General features: G+C 35.3%; 24 protein-coding genes. 11 read left to right on the top strand and 13 right to left on the bottom strand.

The features are described 5' to 3' along the window. The first annotated feature begins 21 nt into the window (after positions 1-21). Both A8143_RS15315 and A8143_RS15310 read left to right on the top strand, forming a co-directional pair. Positions 22-3,606 carry a hypothetical protein gene (locus A8143_RS15315; RefSeq protein WP_066759799.1) on the top strand — a complete coding sequence of 1,195 codons (3,585 nt, stop codon included), beginning with the start codon at positions 22-24 and terminating at the stop codon, positions 3,604-3,606. Beyond that, positions 3,606-5,345, top strand: a complete 1,740-nt coding sequence (locus tag A8143_RS15310; protein WP_066759797.1) for a hypothetical protein — start codon at positions 3,606-3,608, stop codon at positions 5,343-5,345. Before A8143_RS15315 ends, A8143_RS15310 begins: the two co-directional genes overlap by 1 nt. Before the next feature lie 2 nt (positions 5,346-5,347). Here the strand turns inward: A8143_RS15310 and A8143_RS15305 are convergent, their stop codons facing one another. Genes A8143_RS15305 through A8143_RS15295 form a run of 3 tightly spaced genes read right to left on the bottom strand, consistent with a single transcriptional unit; the run spans position 5,348 to position 6,894 of the window. Beyond that, positions 5,348-5,926, bottom strand: coding sequence for an NAD(P)H-dependent oxidoreductase (locus A8143_RS15305; protein ID WP_066759795.1), 579 nt, complete (start codon positions 5,924-5,926; stop codon positions 5,348-5,350). A gap of 4 nt (positions 5,927-5,930) precedes the next feature. Then, a complete protein-coding gene (locus A8143_RS15300) occupies positions 5,931-6,257 on the bottom strand; it encodes a hypothetical protein (protein WP_066759867.1) in 327 nt (108 codons plus the stop codon). Positions 6,258-6,312: 55 nt separating this feature from the next. Further along, positions 6,313-6,894, bottom strand: coding sequence for a Crp/Fnr family transcriptional regulator (locus tag A8143_RS15295; RefSeq protein ID WP_066759793.1), 582 nt, complete (start codon positions 6,892-6,894; stop codon positions 6,313-6,315). Positions 6,895-6,952: 58 nt separating this feature from the next. Here A8143_RS15295 and A8143_RS17400 point away from each other — a divergent pair, with 58 nt between their 5' ends. From A8143_RS17400 to A8143_RS15265, 5 genes are all read left to right on the top strand, one after another. Then, the gene (locus A8143_RS17400) at positions 6,953-7,297 is read left to right on the top strand and encodes a DUF2490 domain-containing protein (protein WP_394332120.1); all 345 of its coding nucleotides are present in this window, start codon (positions 6,953-6,955) and stop codon (positions 7,295-7,297) included. Between the two features lie 51 nt (positions 7,298-7,348). Beyond that, positions 7,349-8,236: an alpha/beta hydrolase fold domain-containing protein gene (locus A8143_RS15285; protein WP_066759790.1), complete on the top strand. Its 888-nt coding sequence runs from the start codon at positions 7,349-7,351 to the stop codon at positions 8,234-8,236. Positions 8,237-8,503: 267 nt separating this feature from the next. Then, positions 8,504-8,761 (top strand): YcxB family protein, encoded by a 258-nt coding sequence (locus tag A8143_RS15275; RefSeq protein ID WP_217494821.1) that lies wholly within the window; start codon positions 8,504-8,506, stop codon positions 8,759-8,761. After that, positions 8,758-9,000: a hypothetical protein gene (locus A8143_RS15270; protein ID WP_066759787.1), complete on the top strand. Its 243-nt coding sequence runs from the start codon at positions 8,758-8,760 to the stop codon at positions 8,998-9,000. Before A8143_RS15275 ends, A8143_RS15270 begins: the two co-directional genes overlap by 4 nt. 74 nt (positions 9,001-9,074) lie before the next feature. Then, on the top strand, positions 9,075-9,749 hold the full coding sequence (locus A8143_RS15265; protein ID WP_066759785.1) for a hypothetical protein: 675 nt from the start codon (positions 9,075-9,077) through the stop codon (positions 9,747-9,749). 58 nt (positions 9,750-9,807) lie between these two features. On the opposite strand, the gene A8143_RS15260 is transcribed toward A8143_RS15265, so the two are convergent. Beyond that, positions 9,808-10,053 (bottom strand): hypothetical protein, encoded by a 246-nt coding sequence (locus A8143_RS15260; RefSeq protein WP_066759783.1) that lies wholly within the window; start codon positions 10,051-10,053, stop codon positions 9,808-9,810. A gap of 193 nt (positions 10,054-10,246) precedes the next feature. Here A8143_RS15260 and A8143_RS15255 point away from each other — a divergent pair, with 193 nt between their 5' ends. Further along, entirely contained in the window at positions 10,247-10,726 is a 480-nt protein-coding gene (locus A8143_RS15255) for a hypothetical protein (protein ID WP_066759781.1), read from the top strand. Here A8143_RS15255 and A8143_RS15250 read toward each other — a convergent pair whose 3' ends face one another. The 6 genes from A8143_RS15250 to A8143_RS15225 form a co-directional block, all read right to left on the bottom strand. Then, a complete protein-coding gene (locus tag A8143_RS15250) occupies positions 10,727-11,737 on the bottom strand; it encodes an LLM class flavin-dependent oxidoreductase (protein ID WP_066759779.1) in 1,011 nt (336 codons plus the stop codon). A 53-nt stretch (positions 11,738-11,790) separates the two neighbouring features. After that, positions 11,791-12,060: an ArsR/SmtB family transcription factor gene (locus tag A8143_RS15245; protein ID WP_066759777.1), complete on the bottom strand. Its 270-nt coding sequence runs from the start codon at positions 12,058-12,060 to the stop codon at positions 11,791-11,793. Positions 12,061-12,095: 35 nt separating this feature from the next. Continuing rightward, positions 12,096-12,533 carry a DUF7793 family protein gene (locus A8143_RS15240; protein ID WP_066759775.1) on the bottom strand — a complete coding sequence of 146 codons (438 nt, stop codon included), beginning with the start codon at positions 12,531-12,533 and terminating at the stop codon, positions 12,096-12,098. Positions 12,534-12,550: 17 nt separating this feature from the next. Continuing rightward, on the bottom strand, positions 12,551-12,871 hold the full coding sequence (locus A8143_RS15235; protein ID WP_066759769.1) for a hypothetical protein: 321 nt from the start codon (positions 12,869-12,871) through the stop codon (positions 12,551-12,553). Positions 12,872-12,981: 110 nt separating this feature from the next. After that, the gene (locus tag A8143_RS15230) at positions 12,982-14,223 is read right to left on the bottom strand and encodes a hypothetical protein (protein ID WP_139134389.1); all 1,242 of its coding nucleotides are present in this window, start codon (positions 14,221-14,223) and stop codon (positions 12,982-12,984) included. Positions 14,224-14,320: 97 nt separating this feature from the next. Then, entirely contained in the window at positions 14,321-14,869 is a 549-nt protein-coding gene (locus A8143_RS15225) for a 5-formyltetrahydrofolate cyclo-ligase (RefSeq protein ID WP_066759766.1), read from the bottom strand. 93 nt (positions 14,870-14,962) lie between these two features. On the opposite strand from A8143_RS15225, the gene A8143_RS15220 reads away from it, so the two are divergent. From A8143_RS15220 to A8143_RS15210, 3 genes are read left to right on the top strand one after another with little or no spacing between them, the layout of a single operon-like run. After that, positions 14,963-15,397 carry an RrF2 family transcriptional regulator gene (locus A8143_RS15220; RefSeq protein WP_066759866.1) on the top strand — a complete coding sequence of 145 codons (435 nt, stop codon included), beginning with the start codon at positions 14,963-14,965 and terminating at the stop codon, positions 15,395-15,397. 46 nt (positions 15,398-15,443) lie between these two features. Continuing rightward, positions 15,444-15,728, top strand: a complete 285-nt coding sequence (locus A8143_RS15215; RefSeq protein WP_066759765.1) for a hypothetical protein — start codon at positions 15,444-15,446, stop codon at positions 15,726-15,728. Next, a complete protein-coding gene (locus tag A8143_RS15210) occupies positions 15,725-16,090 on the top strand; it encodes a group III truncated hemoglobin (RefSeq protein WP_066759763.1) in 366 nt (121 codons plus the stop codon). Before A8143_RS15215 ends, A8143_RS15210 begins: the two co-directional genes overlap by 4 nt. 71 nt (positions 16,091-16,161) lie before the next feature. Here A8143_RS15210 and A8143_RS15205 read toward each other — a convergent pair whose 3' ends face one another. The 3 genes from A8143_RS15205 to A8143_RS15195 form a co-directional block, all read right to left on the bottom strand. Next, positions 16,162-18,432, bottom strand: a complete 2,271-nt coding sequence (locus A8143_RS15205) for an OmpA family protein (protein WP_066759761.1) — start codon at positions 18,430-18,432, stop codon at positions 16,162-16,164. Positions 18,433-18,441: 9 nt separating this feature from the next. Further along, positions 18,442-19,371, bottom strand: coding sequence for a PorP/SprF family type IX secretion system membrane protein (locus A8143_RS15200; RefSeq protein WP_066759759.1), 930 nt, complete (start codon positions 19,369-19,371; stop codon positions 18,442-18,444). A 59-nt stretch (positions 19,372-19,430) separates the two neighbouring features. Further along, positions 19,431-20,823 (bottom strand): T9SS type B sorting domain-containing protein (locus A8143_RS15195; protein ID WP_139134388.1); only part of this gene is annotated, 1,393 nt, incomplete at its 5' end.

Raw genomic sequence — 20,823 nt, 5'->3', positions numbered from 1 at the left:
ATCTTTTTAAGACATTTTGGGATGCCCAATATACTAAAATATCTTAGTTTAAGTGCGTTATTGTTTTTAATATCATCGAGTTACGCTCAAAAACTAATTAATGCCAACTTCGACTTAAACCCCGGAGGAGTGGTAAGGGATATTGCCTATGACAAATTCAATGATGTTTATTACTTCGTCGGAGATTTTACAAGCTTTAATGGTGTAGAATGCCCTAATTTTGCCGTGGTGAACGGGAATGATTTTTCGGTAAACACTTCCTATTTATTTAATGTAATTGATGAAATTGATGGGGCAATTAATTCGATCGAAGTTTATCAGGATTCGGTCTGGGGCTGGGATATTGGCTGGTCATATCGTTTCTATATATTTATTGGAGGTGAATTTACAACTGTGAATGGGAGTGAAAAGAATGGTATTTTTAAACTTAATCATGTAAATTTTTCCGAATCAGTATTGACTGCCCCTTATTTGTTAAATGAGTGGAACCCATTATTGGAAAGCGTTCAGCACGTAGTTCCTATCGTGTATGATATTTTATTAAAGGGAGATACCTTAGTGGTTGGAGGTGATTTCCAATTTCCGGATCCCTTCCGTATGGGGCTTATTGCATATAATGCACATAATCAATTTTTAAATGACAATTATCCGCGTGAATCAGTTGAATTGATATCAATGTCTTTCCCTCAAGCTAGTCAGCTCGAATTGTATAATTCTGATTTGTTTGTTACCTCATATCATGAAGATATGAAAGGTAGGATTGGAAAATTTAAATCTGATGGATATTTTGATCATGATTTTTCCATAGTGTATGGCGGAGCTCAAAATTATTTTAATTGTATTGGATTTGACGATTCGCTGCTTGTTTATTTATTTTCACTCCCTGGTGGAGGAGGTGTATCAACTATTGGTAATTATATGGCAGTAGCGGATATCAACACTGGTGAAGATCTTCCTGAACATTCTCTTTATAGGCCACCTGGCCCCACTGGTACAGGTGAGGGGGAGACTGCATATCAATTGGCTATGTATAAAGATTATGTTTTTTCAATGTTAACAAGAATGGCACCGATAAATAACATTTATTCTGTTAAAAAGCGGCCTTATGGAGTTCCAATACTGGGGTCAAATTGGGAGTCTAATTCAAGTTTTAGTTTAAATACGGATTGGAGAGAACATTTGTTTGTCACAAATAATATTTTGTTTGCCTCTTTTGATAATCTAACAGAAGCAGAAGGGGAGTCAAGAATTGGGTTAATGGCATATTGTTTAGAGCCAATGGATTTGAAGGAGTTTACCGAATTTGACACATTGGTTTGTCAAAATGAATTAGTCACTTTTACTGTTGAACAAGCAGAGTTTGCGGATGGTTATATTTGGGAATATACAGGGTCCGGAATTGATATAGGGAATACTGGGTTGGTAGAGAATACGATTGATACTTTATCGAATTTTACAGGAAATGCTTGGTCCACCGAAATTCGAATAACTCCAACTTTTACTCCAGGAGAACTAATAGTTACACCATTTGCTACATGTGGAGAATTTGGAATAGAAAAGGAAGATATGTTACTGGGTAAATCCATTTCGATTTCTATTGCTTCCAACCCCCTTCCTAATGCCGTTGCGGGTGATGATTTTGCGCTAACTTGTTCCATAACTGAGGCTACTTTGCACGGTCATTCAGATACTTTAGGTGTTACATATTCTTGGATGCCAGTAGGAGGAATTCCCGAATTAGACATGCATGCAGGACAAGACACTACAATCACGGCAGCTGATACTTATGTGCTTTCTGTAACAAATGAAATTGGCTGTATGAATTTTGACTCTATCACAGTATTTATGGATACAATTCGACCAAATTTTGATCCAATTGAGGGCCCTTTTGATTTGACTTGTGCTGATTCAACAAGAACTTATACCGGGTTTTGTAATAACTTAATAGACACGACAAGTTTTTGGGTTGCATTAGCTACGAATGATACTATGACCAATCCTCTAGAAGTTGACTTACCTGGCCAATATAATTTTTATACCATTAATAATGAAAATGAATGTATAGACAGTTTACCTTCCCCAATTTTGGTCTATTTAAATCAACCCAGTCCAAATATTGAAGTTCTTGGCTATACAGGGGCCGATATTGGTTATCCGATTGACACGCTTAATTGTTACGATTGGTCGTTTACCCTAACGGCATATTCAGATACTCTGGAAACTATTTTAAATTGGGTAAACGCGGATAGTACAGAACCAATAGGGGATATCATAAATATTACTGAATCAGGTAATTATTACGTTTTGGCGGAGAATACGGAAAATGGATGTAAGAATTTTAAAGGCTATAATATAGCTGCTGATTTTTCGAAACCAAATGTGATTTTACCGGATGTAAATAATCTAAATTGTTCTTATGATTCCCTAAAACTTGAAGGTGGGACAATTTTTTTAGATACATTACTTTCTTGGACGGGTGGGGAATTTGTGGACGCTCCAAATCCTATCGTAGTCAATGAACCAGGCTGGTATTTTTTGACAGTTACTAAGAATGAAAATGGTTGCTCAGAAACGGATAGTATGGAAGTGATTGCAACCAATTTTATTGATGTCTCTCTCGGAGATGATGCCGTACTTTGTGACGGCGATTTACTTTATTTAACTGCAAATTATGTTGGAGAGATTTCTGGTATTTCGTATTTATGGAACGATGGTTCAACAGATGGTTCAACATTCTTTACCGCCGGAGTAGATGAGTTTGCAATAGTTGAGGTCTTTGGTGATGATGGTTGCTATGGAACTGACACCTTAGCTATAAATATACCGCCAGTTCCTGAGATTAAAATTGAGACTTTTCGACCTTGTTCTGGAGAGAATGGAGGAGGTTCCATTGTGATTACACCTGAATCAGGATTTTTTCCATTTGAATATTCTATTGATAATGGGGAAAGTTTTCAAGTTGAGCCCACGTTTTCCGAATTAGCATTTGGGACTTATCATATTTGGGTAAAAGACTCGCTCAATTGTTTTTATGAATTTGATGCTGTAATTGACGAAAAAAGTAAACTTCCAGAGCCCTTATTCGTTTTCTCCACGTATAATTTTGAGATGGATACTGTAATTGTAATTGACATAAGTAATCCTCCAACAGACAGCGTTCAATGGGTGTTTTCAGAAGAGCTTGAATGGGTAGGAGATAGCGATGGCTCCCCTTTAATTAAGTTACCAGAAACTGGAAGCTTTTTTATCACTATGAATGGTTATTATGGAGATTGCTTGGTTAGTTCTACAAAGGAAATTTTTGTCTCAGAATTTGATTCCACATTCGCAAATCTAAATAACCAAAATGGAATTAAATCTTTGGAGTTATATCCTAATCCTACTACGGGTAATTTTACAGCGAACATTAATTTTCATAAAAAACAACGAGTACAAATCGCTATACAAGACATGACTGGATACATTTATGAAACTCGAACTTATTTAGAAGTGGATGAAATAGAGGATGATTTTGAAATGGATGGGGCGGCTATTAATGGTACGTACGTTTTAAGGATTGTTGCAGAATTTGATGCCGCCTATATTACCTTTGTTTTAAGTCGCTGATGAAATGGTGGCTTGTCATAATAGCAATAACGCAAACATTCTATATTCAGGCGCAAAACTTTGATAAAATTGGGTCAGGAGAAGAAGTTAAAGTCACAGGGATGTTAGCATTTAGTTCCATTGCTTATGCCCACAATGGTCTGGTTTACCCAAGTAGAGAACCGTTTACCTGGTATGCATCGGGTAATGTAAATCTTTCCATTTTGGACGTTTCTTTACCTTTTACTTACACGTATTCTAATCAAGGTGGTAAATTTACCCAACCGTTTAATCGAACGTCTTTTAATCCATCCTATAAATGGGCCAAAGCTTACATAGGAATTACTTCTATGAATTTTTCGCGTTACACGTTGTCAGGTCATCTATTCGCTGGTGCTGGCCTTGAACTTTCACCTGGTAATTGGAAGATTCAAATTATGTCGGGGAGATTGAACAAAGCAATTGATTATGATGTGGAATCAGATAACCTCAACGAGATTGTTTATAAACGATTTGGGTATGGTTTAAAAATAGGATACCAAAAAAATAAATTTGGTGGATCGGTTACACTTTTCAAGGCGAATGATGTAGCTAAATCATTAACTTACATTCCACTTAATACACTAGTTAAACCTCAAGATAATTTAGTTATTAGTCTAGATGGTAAAGCTGAATTGTTCTCTGGATTAATCCTTGAAGGTGAGTATGCGATTTCTGGATTAACTCAAAATACGCTTCTTGAAAACGAGTTGACAAAAGACTCAAGAAAACCTGTTTATGCCTTGATTAACGGAAATGAAAGTACTGGTTATTTCAACGCTTATAAAACCTCATTGAAATACAATTTGTCATTTATGAGCCTTGCTTTTCAATTTGAGCATATTGATCCAGGTTATAAAACACTTGGAGGTTATTTTTTCAACAATGATTTAGAGAACTATACTTTTGCTCCAAGCTTTTCTTTATTTAAGAAAAAGTTGAGTTTAGCTTTAAATACAGGATATCAGTTAAATAATTTATCTAATGACAAGGCAGGAACTACTAAAAGATGGGTGGGTAGTATTAATGGAAGTTTTACACCAAATCAAAACGTAGTAGTGAATGGTAACTATTCTAATTTCAGCACATTTACTAAAAATCGTCCAACAACTGATCCATTCTATTTTGTCGGTGCGGACACAATGAATTTTTATCAGGTTGCTCAAACTGCGTCAGGAATGATTTCATATAATTTCGGAACAGATAGTATAAGACATGGTTTACAAGGGCTTTATACCTATCAGGTTGCAACAAATCTTACTGGGGCTATAGAAACCGCAGGAGCCTTTGGCACAAATTTATCTTTTGGAGGAGAAAAAGTGCCGACAAAAACGCAGATCACCAATCTTTCCTATGCTTGCCAGTTCATACCGATGAAAGCTGGAATGACAATTGCCGGAAACCTGAATCAAACCATTTTTAACGATCAACTTATGCGTTTCTTTGGGCCAACCCTAAGTCTTCAAAAAGCTTTATGGAATAAACTTGCAAACTTGAGCATTGGAACGACGTATAATAGGCAATTTTCAAACGGCAGTATTCAATCAAATATTTTAAATCACCGTATTGGCTTCACGCTAAATCCAAAATCCAAGAATTCAAAAAAAGGCAAAGCCACTTTCTCTGCAAACGCCAATTATTTGCAACGTTTTGCAATACAAGCGGGTGAATCCAATATCAATGAGTTTAACTTATTTTTGAACTTAAACTTCAGCATTTAATTTTATTTTTGAAAGGCACCTAATTTTTCAATTTTTTTTAACCATTTGGCTCTAAATTCATCCTTCGACAAACGCACCGGTCCAATAGCGGTGATTTTGACAGATTTAATTCCTATAAAATTCAAGGTTAATTTTTTCATGGCTTTATGACTTGGTCTACCATAAAACCACCTATAATACCAGGTAGGCTGGTCCATTGTGCAAATAATTCTTGAAGTTTTGTACTTGAAAAGTTTATCCCACCAAAGAGAGTCCTTGCGTTTTGCAAATGCGAAACCCGGTAATAAAACCCGATCTAGAAATCCTTTCATAATCGCAGGAATTGATCCCCACCAAACAGGGTAGACCCACACAATATGATCGGCCCATTTTAAGAACTCTTGTGCCTTTAGTAAATCGGGTTCTAATTCAGTTCTTTTCCGATAACCAAATTCGAGGTTTGGATTAAAATTTAAATCGCGAATATCGATTGTTTTTATTTCGGACTTAGTTTTTTTAACTCCTTTTAAATAGGCTTTAGAAAGGGCCGCGTTAAAACTTTCTTTATCGGGATGACCGTTAATGATTAAGATATTTTTCATGGTGTTAGAAAAAGGTTTTAAGTTTTTGTTCAAAGGTGTTAGATTCAAGAGTGTGGTTTTTAAAATACCTGAATAAGGCTATTGAACCCGGAACAGTTAAGAAGAAAAAACAAATGATAAAAGTTAAACAACTCAGTAAAATGGCTAAAATTAAAGCCCAATGAATCCCTAAATTATCCCCTTGACTTATAAAATAGTCATACACCGGATTAGAATAGTCGTAAAAACGAATTGTTGTTTCATAACAAAACCAGGTCGGGTAGAACCATTTTCTGAAGGATGCCCAATGTTTGCCCCAAATTGATTGTCGCTTAGTATGTTTAACTTCCATAAGATTATTTTTTGACAAAGTTTGGTCTAATGGAAGTGGATTCATTTGATTTAAATCAAATTCGCATTGTCTTACTACGAATTCGACTTAACGTCTCTAACGTTATACCCAAATAAGAAGCGATATGGGTTAAAGGCATTCTTTGAGTGATGTCAGGATGAATGCGCAGCAAGTGTAAATAACGTTCCTCAGCTTTGGAGAATTGAATAATATGCAGTCGTTCACAAAGTCCCAACATTGTTTCGGTAACCACCTTTCCAATGAGGCGTTCGAAATCGTGATATTTTTCGGAAAGGCGATTTACGGTATCTTTAGAAAACTCAATTGCGACAGCGTCTTCAATAAACTCGACATAATGAGGGCTAGGCTCATTGCTAAAAAAGCTAATTATAGAAGCCATAAATTGATGTTCAAAAGTAAACCAATCAGATATGTCTTTTCCATCTTTGATGTAATACGCTCGTGAACATCCTTTTATAATCAGAAAAGCTTTTTTAGAGAATTGTCCTTCCCGAACGACAATTTCTCCTTTTTCAAATGTTTTTATTGCTGAACTCTCAATAAATTCTTGTCGGCATGCTTTGTTAATCGGACAATAAGACTGCTCAATTTTATCTAAAATTTCTTCTAAGTTCACTTATTAATTGGTTTTGAAGTATTCATGCAGTAAATAACGAAAATAATTAAAAACCCTTTTGAGATTAAGCCATTTGAATTTTATTTTGGTAAACAATAGCGCGAAATCCGTTATTACAAATCGAATGCGATTAAAGTTTTCTATTAAACGACCGCTCAACAATTATTTTTCTATATCCTGTTCAAATACTGTTTTTTTAAATTTCGGAAAGGTAGTGAACAATAGGTTTTTTAACCAGAATAGAGGTTATTTTGGGATGGAGTTTCGAATTTCTCAAAATTTTATTTTTACTACTGGCTATTTAAATCAATTTTTAGTGCTGAATGAAAAGCAAATAGAAAACAATCACACCTTAATTATTGGACTTAAACATCGTGTAGCAATCGATAATACAAAAAAATAGAACATTATTATCCCGCTAAATTTCTGTACATTAGGATAAATAAATTAACCAATGAAACAGAGCTTATCGTATTATTTAACCCTTTTGGTGATTCGTATGAAAGGGATTAAAAAGAATTTTTCAAGAGATCCAGTAGATTACAAGCGCATTCGTAAGGACGATGTAATCGTTCCTAAGGGGAAATTTTTTAAAGAATATGGAACTAAAAAATTTGAGGTATTAGGAAGTACAATTCATGAAGTAGCGATGCACAAAGCGTCCAAAAAGCTTGTTATTTTTGTGCATGGGGGCGCTTTTATTTCTGGTCCGGCTCAACACCATTGGGACGCAGTTGAAACCATAGCTGAAGAAACATCTTGCCGTATTTGGTTATGTAATTATCCGAAAGCGCCAGCGTCGCAAATCGAAGAAATTTCGGCCAATATTGATGCTATTTATAATAAAGCTTTAGAAGGTTTTGATGCTGGAAATATTATTTTTTTAGGAGATTCGGTTGGGGCCACCTTGTTAATCGCATTAACACAGCGATTAATTAAGCATGGAAAACCCTTGCCTAAAAAGCTAGTTTTAATCTCGCCAGTCATGGATGCAAGCTTAAGAAATCCAGAAATCAAGGAACGCGAAAAAAGAGACCCTATGCTGGCAATAGCAGGAATTTTAAGTGCTAAAAGGATGTGTGCCGGAGATATTTCGCTAACAGACCCCATGATATCACCCATTTATGGTAGTTTTCAAAGTTTTCCATCAGTAATTTTATTTATAGGAGGTAGGGATATTATGGCTCCAGATGAGTATATTGCCATGGAAAAAATGAAGGCGGCAAAGGTAAAGCTGGTTTTAATTGAGGAGGAAAATATGCCTCATATTTGGCCCATTTTACCAGTAATGAAAGAGGCAAAGCAAGCCATGGTCCGAATCATAAAAGCGTTAAACAGTTGAAGGATTTAGAATTAAATTTTAAGTTTGAAATTAAGGATTGGTTGGCTTTTCAGCGCTCTTTTTTGGAGCATTCCAAGTCCTTTAAAAGAACCAAACTATTGGTGACATGGATGATGCCAATTTTCTTTTTAGTCATTTTTGGAATTGACTTTTTGAACGGTAGACTAACAGTGTTTGGGATTAGTTTCGGAATAATTTTTTCGATTTTATGGGTGCTTTTTTTACCCTAAAAGGATGATGAAACTAACGTTGAAAAAGGTAAAAAAAATGATGGAAGAAGGAAAAAATAAAAATCTCCTGGGAAATCATTTAATTGAGTTTAGTGAGGATGGTATTGTTCAAAGACTTGAGGCGAGTGAATCTAAAATGAGCTGGGAAGGTCTTGAAAAGATTGTAGAAACAGAGGGTTATTATTTTTTATACAACACCAATTTAAGCGCAATAATAATCCCGAAGGAGAAAGTTGTTGATGAGCTAATCGAATTAGATAAGATCTTAACTAACAAAAAAGATAGATTTGAATGAAAGAACAAGAATTAAAAGAGCTGACTGACAGTGAACTTGAATTAGAATTGAAACGATCTAAAAAAGTGGATGTTTTGCAAGCGCTTATTGTAGGATTTATGATTGGTATAATTATTTACAGTGTAATTGCTAATACATGGGGTTTGGTAACGCTTATTCCTTTAATTCTAATATTTAAACTAACGCGGGACCAGAGTCAAACAAAAGTGTTACAAGCTGAAATGGAGCGGCGTCGTTAATCGAATAAATTAGCTTTATTAAAAAAAAAGGAGTATTTTTCTAATACAATTTAACAAACAAAAAAAGACACAAGATGAAAAGTATATTGTTTTTAATTCTTCCTTTTTTACTTGTTGCAACTATTTCGAATGCACAGGAAAAAGGCAAGATAAAAGGAAAAGTTGAACAGAATCAAAAACAGGAAAATCCAACATCAAAGAAGGGGAGAGTCATTAAGAATGACAAAGAAGATGGTGCTGAAAAAGATGAGGATAAAGGGAGGGTTATCAAGAATAGTAAAAATGAAAAAAAAGAAAGTACTGAAACCGGAGTGAAAGTAATCAAGAAAGATAAAGAGGAGGAGGTTGAATTAGAAAAAGATAATAATTCAAGTAAAAAAGTAAAAAATAACAAATCGAATAACGGTAAAGGTAACGCATATGGAAAGAATAAGGGTGATTTAAGTGGGAAGGAATTCGGTCATGATAGGGCAGCACAGGCAAAAGAACAAGCTGCTGAAAAAAAACGTGAAGCAGAAGCTCAAATTAAAGAGCAAGAAAAAAAGATCAAGGATTCTGAAGAAAAAATAAAACAAGCAAAAGAAAAACTGAAAAGGCAAAAAGAAAATGGTGAACTTTCGACACAAGACGAGAAGGTAAAGAATGACAATATAAAAATGGCGGAAGAGAAAGTTAAAAAAATGCGCGAAATGCTAAATCAGCAAAAACAGGAAGTGGAAGAGCTTGAAAAGAAAATTGAAAAAAAATAAAGAATTACAAAAGGGGGATTGTACTCTCCTTTATTCTTTAACAAAGAGTAGAAACTAATCAATCCTCCTCGTTTATTTCTTTCATGATTTCCGCAAAATAATTATATGATTTTATACGGTCGTTGTAATCAGAGGTGTTTGTAACGGCAATAAGTTCATTAACCTGTGTTGTATATAGAAACTCTTTAATTTCCCGTTTAACGGTAGCTTTACTTCCGATAAATGAATATTTAAGCATGTTTTGAACCGAAGGGTGATTCATCATCTCTCGGAGTTCAGGAGTCATTTCTGCTGCGGGTTCCATAAAACCTCTCTTTCCCGTTAAGAGACTGATTATGATTGGTATAATTATTTACAGTGTAATTGCTAATACATGGGGTTTGGTAACGCTTATTCCTTTAATTCTAATATTTAAACTAACGCGGGACCAGAGTCAAACAAAAGTGTTACAAACTGAAATGGAGCGGCGTCATTAACAAAATAAAAAATTTAGTACTATGGAGATAGATAAAATCAAAAAGAATCTCAAAGAAGCAGGAATTTATCATGCTGAGGTTTTATTAGATGATTATAATGCTATTGTTGGATATGAAAAGAAATTTAAATGGTCTTGGATGGCTACTCAGCTAAATACGTTTATTGTAGCGGTGGACTTGGACAATCAGGAGGTAAATGTTCCGATGCTCGAGTCTTATTTAAAGCGTTCATTTAAATATGCTGAAAAGCACTACACTGGTTGGCCTAGAGGCTTGCAATCTGGATTAGCAGTTATACTTGTATTAATATCCACTAACGTTACAGAAGAAGCTAAAACATATTGTTTAAAGTTAAAATCTGGAAAAAAATGGGCTGGATTTTCAATTCCGATTGTTCATGACGCAGGTTCATCTCAGACATTTAAATTTGAAAAAAAACCAATGTGGGGTAGCATTTACTATCCCCATATCAATCGGCTTATTTCAATGTTAAGTGCATAATCAATCCTCCTCGTTTATTTCTTTCATGATTTCCGCAAAATAATTATATGATTTTATACGGTCGTTGTAATCATAGGTGTTTGTAACGGCAATAAGTTCATTAACCTGTGTTGTATTTAGAAACTCTTTAATTTCTCGTTTAACGGTAGTTTTACTTCCGATAAATGAATATTTAAGCATGTTTTGAACCGAAGGGTGATTCTTCATCTCCCGGAGTTGAGGAGTCATTTCTGCTGCGGGTTCCATAAAACCTCTCTTTCCTGTTAAGAGGCTGATAATCATTTTGTATAAAGTAGTAGAAATTCTTTCGGCTTCTTCATCGGTATCGGCAACAATGATATTTACACCCGCTAAAGTATAAGGAGCTGATAAGATTTTCGATGGTTGAAATTCTCGGTGATAGGTCTCCATGGCATTCATTAAATGTTGTGTCGCAAAATGACTTGCAAAAGCGTAGGGTAAACCTTTTTTAGCGGCCAAATGTGCGCTATCCAAGCTCGAACCAAGAATATAAATCGGTACATTCACGCCCTCTGCAACATTGGCCCGAACTTTCACATTGTCCATTTGCGGAGCAAAGTAGTGTTCGATTTTTTCTACTTCTTGAGGGAAAGACATTGCGGCTTGATAGAAATCGGATTTTATTGCGCGAGCAGTTTCCTGATCTGTTCCAGGTGCTCTGCCTAAACCTAAATCGATTCTATTGGGGTAAAGTGTGCCCAATGTTCCAAATTGCTCAGCAATTATCAATGGAGAATGATTGGGGAGCATTATTCCACCGGAGCCTACACGAATGGTTTTCGTATGGTCTGCCACTTTTCCAATTAATATCGATGTAGCGCTACTTCCAATTGCTTTGGAATTGTGATGTTCTGCCAACCAAAAGCGTTTGTAGCCAGCTTTTTCAGCTGATTTCGCAAGTTCGACAGTATGAGCTAAGGTACTTGCTAATGATTTATTTTCTCCGATAATAGCTAGTTCTAAAACCGAGTAGGAAATATCTTTTTTCATGTATCAATTCATTTATATATTTAAAACTTTCAATGTATTTAGGTAAAAAAAAGCTATAGTTCGGTCAGTGATTTTTGGTATTTATCCCAAACCTTTTGATTGAGCGAATAGTTATAATTCCGGCCAACTTTATGCTGTAAGATTAAATCAGCCTCTACTAATTTTTTGATGTGATGACTTATTGATGGTTGAGCAAGCGTTAATAATTTACAGGCCTGTGTGCATTCCACCTTACCGTTATGCTTTTGCATATAACGCAAAATTTTCAATCGATTTACATCACCAAGCGCTTTCGATATTTTCTCAATTTGCTTTAAATTCATGCATGAAAATACATTGATACATGCAAATGTATTAATTATTTTTCCTTCTTGTCATTTTTTAACAAAAGGCTAACTTCATAATTTTCTTTCAACATTTCAAGCCAAGCTAAAGCGGCTGTTTCAGATTTGAACATTTTTGTAGGGAATTTTGGTTTGAATACTTTAATAAAAAAGTTCGTTAATAAACGTATGGCTAGGTTGTCAAGAACAATAGCCGAGCCATGCATTCGCTCGGTTATTTCTGCTTCATTTGCTAAAAATTTTTGTGCTTCATCCGAAAATTTAAGACTTCTTCCGGTCGTCAGCATAATGCTATAAATTGGTTCTCCTTCTGATAATTCGATATAGGCTTTCTCTACCTCTTTAACATCCTCGAGGTTAATCATCTCATGTTTGTTATAAATAATTCGAATAAAGCCTTGTGAAAGATTTTCAACCGTAGCACAATTTAACACGATTCGCTTTTCACTCATTGTAGGTTTTTAGTAGGTTAGAGCAACTCAGCCCGCGATCGCTCTTTGAGTTGCTTAATTAATTCATCATTTTGATTTTTCGCGTAGCTGTAGTTCATTACCAGTGTTCCTTTTGTTCCGTTTTCAGCCTCTATAGCAAATAAAGTGGCTTGATCGGCAGGATTTGTATCACCTTCAAAACGATAGGTGCCAAGAATTTTTAAATTTTCAGGGCGGTAGGATTTTTTAGTGTAGATGCCCTGAAAATATTTTTCTTTTGCAATAAAACTCTCGTTGAATCCAGCGTAAGCTAATTCATTAATTAGTTCTGATAATGTTTTTTGTGCAGAGGGAGCCATAAATAACAATTTGTAGGATTATAAATAATAACGCATTCTTGCCTTAATTTAACAAAAAACATCTAATATTTCAAGTTTTTTATCGAAAAGTATTTAAAAGTAATGTAAAATTAGACGTTATTCTTAATAACAAAAGTGATTAAAAAAGAAAAAACTGTACCGAGTAAAAAGAATAAAAGTAACAATAGATAATTTTGTTGAGAAGGTGAATCCGTGACGAGAGCAGTGCTTCCAGATTGTTGATCTCTGTTTTTTTCCTTCGCTTGCAAAGGAGCAAGAACTTTCTGCATGACGGTATCTTTTTTAGTGTGACATTTTTCAATTAAATTAAGGAAATGGACAGGACCAAGTTTATTCATTTCATTTTTATTCCAAAAGTACATTTCAGGTTCTTCTTCGACTATATTCACTTTATAATTGTGGTGATCATCTTCAATTAATTCGCCGTTTGCATCCAATACCTCTTCTGTGTATGTTCTGGTTTTAATCATTAAATTTGATATGGGAACTCCAACTTTATCGGGATATGGATATCCTACTTTGTCTTCAAAATTCTTGGTCTGCATTAACATCCCGTCAGGAACTAATTGAATTTCACCGTTTTTTAGTTTTACCGGGAGGTAATTAGTTTCACTATCAAACAAATTGGCTTCTCCTGAAGAATGGGAATTCGATATGGGCGTAAAACCGTGTTGATGAATACCAATCACGTGTAAACTTAAGGTGCCTGGGCAACTCATTCTGAAGGTCTCATAAATTAAAAATGAAGAACAATTGGTTAAAGCTAGATCCTTTCTAATTGTAAACCTTTTTCCATGAAGATAGGGTAGTTTTATTTCGTCAATTGATTCAAGTTGTTTTTGATTGGAAGAAACAAGTTTCAAATTAAACGTTCTTTCATGACTTGTTTGGTATAATTTGGCAACTGCTGGAATGTCCGGAATATATTCATCCGCTAAATCAGCTTTTAAAACATATCCAAATTGTGAAAAATTTGTTTGATAAGATATCTTAACCCATTCAACTCGTCGATTATATTCTCTATAACTCACTTTATTATTCAGCACTTGTTTAATTGAGTCTGTATAAAGAACGGTTACATCTTCTAAACAATTCAATTTGGTGTTAAATGGTAAGTGGCCAACTTTTTCACTTTTCAAGTGAGGACTGCAATACACCCAACTTCTTTCTGCATAGGTATGTACCAGCCGGTGTTCGTCGAGAGGAATGATTTGAAGCATGGAATCGTTCAAAATTGAATCACATGCGGTGTTGTAATATTTTTGACTAAAGCTAGGATGGGATATCCATAAAATTAATGTGACGAGTATGAGTGCAGGTCTAAACTTCATAGTTCAATACTACATTAATCGCCAATAGACAGCAATAATTGGAAAAGGTTTAAGAAACGAATTTATTATCCGTTAAAGAAGAACAAGAATTTGTTGTTTAATCATGGATTACCACTACGTCAAGCGGAATATCATGAGGTTCTGTTGGTACCTGTTCAACACATTGAAATGGATAATAAATTCCAACTTTAAAAGCGTTCGGATATTTCGCTAAAAATGTGTCATAATAGCCGCCACCATATCCTAAGCGATAAGCATTTTTATCAATCGCCAAACCGGGTATTACAACAAGATCAATGGATCCTGTATAAGGTGTTGAATTTTTTGGATGAACTGTTCCAAAAACACCTTTTTCTAAATCGTTTAATGAACTAAGCACACGATTTTCAAGTATAGGCTTTGCTAACGTTTTAGGGGCTATTACTTTAATGTTATTGTTAAGTAAATACTGAATAAAAGGGATAATGTTAATTTCAGATCCCATTGGGATATAGACATGCACCACTTTACATTCACGATTCTCAACGAGTTTAATCAGCGCCTCACAAATCTTTTGATCGTAAGACGATTTTTCATTATGGTTGAGGTGATCTCGTTGCGTTTGCATTTCTTTTCGAAGTAATGATTTAGCTTTAACAATATCCATGATGAGTTTTTTTTTCAAAGATAATTTTTATTTCGGATAAAAATGTCCTTTATTTAATATTTCCATTATATTTGTAGCAAGAAAGTTGAAATGATTTTTTCAAAAGCTTGTGAATATGGTATTCGTGCGACAGTTTTAATTGCGCAACATTCGTTGAACGGCGAACGTGTCGGATTGAAGGTGATTGCTAAAGAGATAGCATCACCAGAAGCATTCACAGCAAAGATTTTGCAAACATTATCGCGTAATAAAATTGTTTCATCAATTAAAGGGCCACGAGGGGGATTTGAAATTCCTATTGTAAACATGGAAAATTTGAGATTGTATCAAATCGTAAAAGCAATTGACGGAGAGGAGTTGATGGAAGAATGCGGATTGGGCTTGAAGGCATGTAATCCCGAAAAACCTTGTCCAATCCATCATCAATTCAAAGATATTCGAACGAATTTGGTGAAGATGTTACGTGAAACTACGGTGCATGATTTGGCGATTGGGATGAAGGACGGGGCTACTTTTTTAAAGGTGTAAAAAAATTTAAACAATTAAAAGATAAAAAGGTCTTAATATATTAATTATGGAAAATCAAGTAAAAATGGAGAATCAAAATTTTATGACGAAATATGCTTATGCAACACAGGCATTCATATTGGTTTTTGGAAGTTGTATTGCTTCAATTGCGGCAATGCACGTGTTAAAATATTCTGAAAACATTCTGTTACTAAGTCTAACTGCTGCGGCAGCCATGGTAACGAACGCTTTATGTATTGCCCAAGCAGACATCAAAATTACCTTAAAAGTGTTTTACGGATCATTAATTCTTAATATCGCCATTATAATGTTTGAATTACTGGCAGCATGAAACGGGTAATTAAGAGTCGGGATGAGATTAAAGATTTGGTCGATTTGTTTTATTCGGCTGTTCGAAAAGACCAGTCAATCGGCCCGATCTTTAATCAAATTATCGGTAATAATTGGTCGACTCATTTAGAGCGGATGTATCAATTTTGGGAGACGTTATTATTTGCTAGCGGAGGATTTAAAGGAAGTCCATATCAAGTACATGAAAAGCTTCCTTTAACCGAAAACCATTTTAATCGTTGGTTACAATTATTTGAAAAAACTTTAGCGGATAATTTTGAGGGAGATAAAGCAGATGAAGCGCTTTCAAAAGCTGAAAATATTGCCTTAATTTTTCAGTATAAATTAGGCTTAAAACAATAAAGTTCCGGTATAAAATAAAAAACTCCAGTAGTAAATTCTACTGGAGTTTTAAGGTTTAGAACATAAGGACTTTACATCTTAATAATGATAAATTCAGTTCTACGATTATATTGATGATATTTATCGAATAATGATTTGTTTTTTCCTTTGAATGCATTGATAAAATCTTCTGTCAATACTTGTTCAGCATCACCTCCGTCTGCCGTTGCATCCACAGTATTTGGTTTTGATTCCCCATATCCTTTTCCGTAAATACGCTCGGGATTAGTAATTCGCTCAGCAATATATGCAGCAGAGGCTTTGGCTCGTTTAGCTGATAGGGAAGCATTCGAGGATTCACTACCTCTCGAATCAGTATGTGAACCGAGCTCAATAACCATTTCTGGGTTTTCATTCATTACTTTTACAATTTTATCAAGTTCAATTGCGGCATCAGGACGAATTGCATATTTCCCCAGGTCAAAATAGATAGGGTTAATGTCAATAATTTTGGAGAGATCTCCACCAACCTCGATGGGCTCCATTGCTAAATCTAAATATTGAGATACATTATATTGTCCCTCTTTATCAAAACTCATTTTAAATGTTCCCGACTTTGAAAGGTATCCTGATTTGTTAATGGTTATGGCATAATCCCCTTTGTCACCTAACCTTTTTTCGGTTAATGGGTAGAGGAAGTCTCCACTTTCTTTCGTTTCAAATTTTACGATTTCACCATTCAAATTATCGGTTAAGAAAATTTGAGCACCCTCAATAGGGTTTTCCGTTGATTTATCTTTTATGAGTGTATAAAGTGAGATACCTGGATCTTTAACAGCAAGAAACTCAACTTCAATTTCATTCTCTTCTGATATCGAATCATCAAACTTAGCAACCACATCAAAATAACCTTCTTTCGTTGCTTTAACATCATATTCTGTATTGTCTAAAATACTCATATTAAAAGGAAGGTCGTCACTCGTAATTCCTTCTAATACAACTGATCCATCAGGCCCAATTACTTTAAAAGAAAACTCGTTAATCACATTACCTTCTTTGTCAACAAAGATTCCTTTCATAGTTTTTCCAAAGACGAAAGGAGCATTCATTGTGAATGAATAGATATCATCACTCCCTTTTCCACCAGCTCTATTCGAAGCAAAATACCCTTCTGTTTGATCTTCGTTGAGAATAAAAGAGAAGTCATCACGGTTCGAATTTATTGGAGCTCCGGGATTAATAGTTTTTCCGAAAGTACCATCTTTGTTTATTTGAGTGACGAAAACATCTAAACCACCTAAACCAAACTTACCATTTGAGGCATACACAAACAGTTCGTTCGAATTATGTATAAAGGGGAACATTTCATCACCCTCAGTGTTAATTGCATCGCCAAGGTTTATTGCCGGCCCATAGGTGCCATCAGCTTTTATTTCTGCTTTATATAAATCAACTCCGCCAATTCCTCCTGGCATGTCAGATGCAAAATAGAGCCATTTTCCATCTTTACTAATGCTGGGTTGACCAACTGAGTGTTCTGGGGAGTTGAAAGGAAGCGATTTTAAATTTATCCATTCACCACTACTTGAATCTTTTTCAACGCTAAACAATTTCAGTCTAATTTTTTTATCAGATGCTTTTTCAGAATAATTATTGCGTGTAAAAATCATTTTTGTTCCGTCAAAATTAAAAGCAACAGGTCCTTCGTGAAATTTTTTATTGATTTGTTTGTTGAGTAGACTGACATTTTCGAGCTCATTTGTGTTCGTACGGTCAGCCGTATAGATATCTAGAAAAGGGAGTTGATTCCAGTTCCAACGACGGATAATCGGTTTGTCCTTCTCACGACTGGATGCAAAAACAATTTGATCTTTATAAATCGCCGCACCAAAGTCTTGGTGTTTAGAATTTATTTCAAGATTTTTAACAGCAAATTGAGGATTATTTTTTCTCAAATCTCCGAGGGTACTTCTTTTTGATTGAAACTCTACACTTCTCAATTCATTTGGGTGAGCAGTTGCAAATTTTTCAAGCCAAATATTTGCCTTGTCATATTTTTCTTCTTCCTTTAGGATTTGACCATAGTTGTATTCGTCTTGAGCGTTATGCTCATTCATTTTAACGATGATTGCGAAAACAGAATCGGCTTTTTCAAGATTATTTGATTTCCAGTAGCTCATTGCTAAATTTCTTTTCGCTTCAATGGATGAGCTTTGCAGATCTTCATATCGTCCTATTGCACGGTCATAAGAAAATTGTTCGTAATTGGTTTCAGCTTTTTTTAATTTTCCACCACTTATTTCTTGCGCAAATCCTACAGAAAAGAAAAACAGGGTATAAATAGGTAATAATATCCTTTTCATAATTATCAATTAAAAATAACGAGGTGAGTAAATATTTCCTTTGTTTTTAAATACAAAATCGTATCGTAACATGAGCTCATGTGAACCGGCGTTGTATGCACCAGTAATATTAGCGTAAGACCAGTCGAAAGAATAACCTAGACCAAATTGATCAGTTATGTTAATTCCTGCCAATACACCAAGCGCATCAGTTGATCTCCACATTGGTCCAACCCAATATTTATCTTTAACATAAACAAGAGCGGTCAAATCTAACTCAACGGGAGCAGCTTCAGTAACTTTGAAAAAAGTGGTTGGTTTTAATTTAATAGTTCCTGTTTTATTCAGGTTGAAAATTGTACCTGCAATTAAGAAATAATGTCTCTTCAATTCTGAAGCTGTAGAAACCAAATTAGAATTTAGGTCATTTTCAAGTAATCTTGGGGTTGAAATTCCGACATACATTTTGGGGTTCGAATAATACAATCCAAATCCAAAATTTGGGAGTAAGTCTGTGCGTACATCGCTTCCGAACGCTTGATCTCCAGGATCATTTACTTGAACTTCAGAAGCTAAATCGCTACTTCTCATATTTAAACCTCCTTTTAAGCCAAAAGCTAATTTTCCTGTTGCGCCAACTTGTATTTTATAAGCTAAATCGATGTTAAAGCCTGTCATATTTGTTGGTCCAATTTTATCATTTAGCAGCGAGAAACCAATTCCCATTTTTTGTTCCAAAATAGGCGCATGTGCTGTAATTGTTTGTGTAATTGGTGCTCCGGGAAAACTAATCCATTGTGATCGGTGTAAGCCAGTTACTGTTAAGGCATCTCTACTTCCAGCATAACCAGCATTTACAGCTAAGGTGTTAAAAGAGTAGTGAGTAAACATAGCGTCCTGTTGACTAAACGCGGGAAGTCCGAGTAAAGCCATTACAATTATTAATACTTTCTTTTTCATCGGTTTTATTTTGATGTTCTTAAGCAGACCGGCAACGAGACCGGTCTGTTTATTGAATATTATCGTTCTAACTGTAAATAATTTTTGATGATTTCACTTCCATCGCCTAAATCAATCACATAGAAATATGTTCCCGCTGGCAGTTCTCTTGAACCAGCAGTCATTCCAAATTGATTTGTACCATCCCAATCATTTTCATATGCACTTGATTCATAAACTTTACTTCCCCATCTATTAAAAATTGTTATGCTAACAGTTTGATTTGGAGAAACTCCGTTGATGACAAAAAAGTCATTTAAACCATCGTTATTTGGAGAGAAACCTGTTGGAATAAATACGGAACAGGCATCAATATCTAAATAATCAGGTGTTCCATCTTCATCACAATCATCTAAAACGCCATCTCCATCTTCATCTCCTTCATCAATGGAAAGAATTCCGTCATTGTCATCATCATTGTCTTGATAATCCGGAATTCCGTCATTATCCGAATCGTCTGGTCCATTACCATCTCCATTAGGATCATTTTCAACTTCATCCAGAATTTCATCGTTATCCGAATCAATATCTTGATAGTCGTCAATTCCGTCTCCGTCAGAATCAGGCGGTTGAACACCATCGTTATCATCTAGACCATCTCCATTCTCATCGTTGAAATCATCAATTACACCATCACCGTTGATATCTGTACCGCCTCCTTCTATAATATCGTCGATTCCGTCGTTATCGCTGTCCAAGTCATTATCATCAGGTGTACCATCATCATCAGTATCTGTTTGTTCAGTTGTCTGATTGTTATCATCCCAACCATCACCATCTTCATCGGTGAAATCATCCACTCTACCATCACCGTTCTCATCAGGAACGCCATTTTCTTCTGCGTCAGTTATACCGTCGTTGTCAGCATCTACATCTTCATGATCCGGTATTCCATCTCCATCAATATCGTCCAGCCCATCTGTCATATTAGTATCATCAGCACCATCACCATTCTCGTCAGTGAAATCATCCACCTTTCCATCACCATTTGAATCAGATCCTCCATCTTCGATTATATCTGGTGTTCCGTCATTGTCAGAGTCTAAATCTACTCGATCTGTAACACCATCATTGTCGGTATCTTCTTGACCATCCGTTTTGTCATCGTCGTCCCAACCGTTTCCATCAACGTCTTCGTCAAAATCATCCGAAATACCATCCCCGTCAGAATCTTCACCTATTTGTAATGTATCATCTATTCCATCACCATCAACATCGGGTCCTCCAGTAGCATCTGCGTCTGCGTAATCAGGAATGCCATCACCATCAGAATCAGTCCAATCGTCTACAATACCATCGTTGTTTTCATCAATTCCACCATCTTCGACAATGTCATAAATACCATCATTATCAGAATCTAAGTCTTTTGAATCAACAATTCCATCACCATCTGAATCAGGATTTCCAAGAGGT

The organism is Crocinitomix algicola (genome assembly GCF_001661595.2).
GTDB lineage: Bacteria > Bacteroidota > Bacteroidia > Flavobacteriales_D > Crocinitomicaceae > Crocinitomix > Crocinitomix algicola.
Note: the sequence above shows the minus strand (reverse complement) of the source record. Positions and strands in the feature narration are given on the sequence as shown.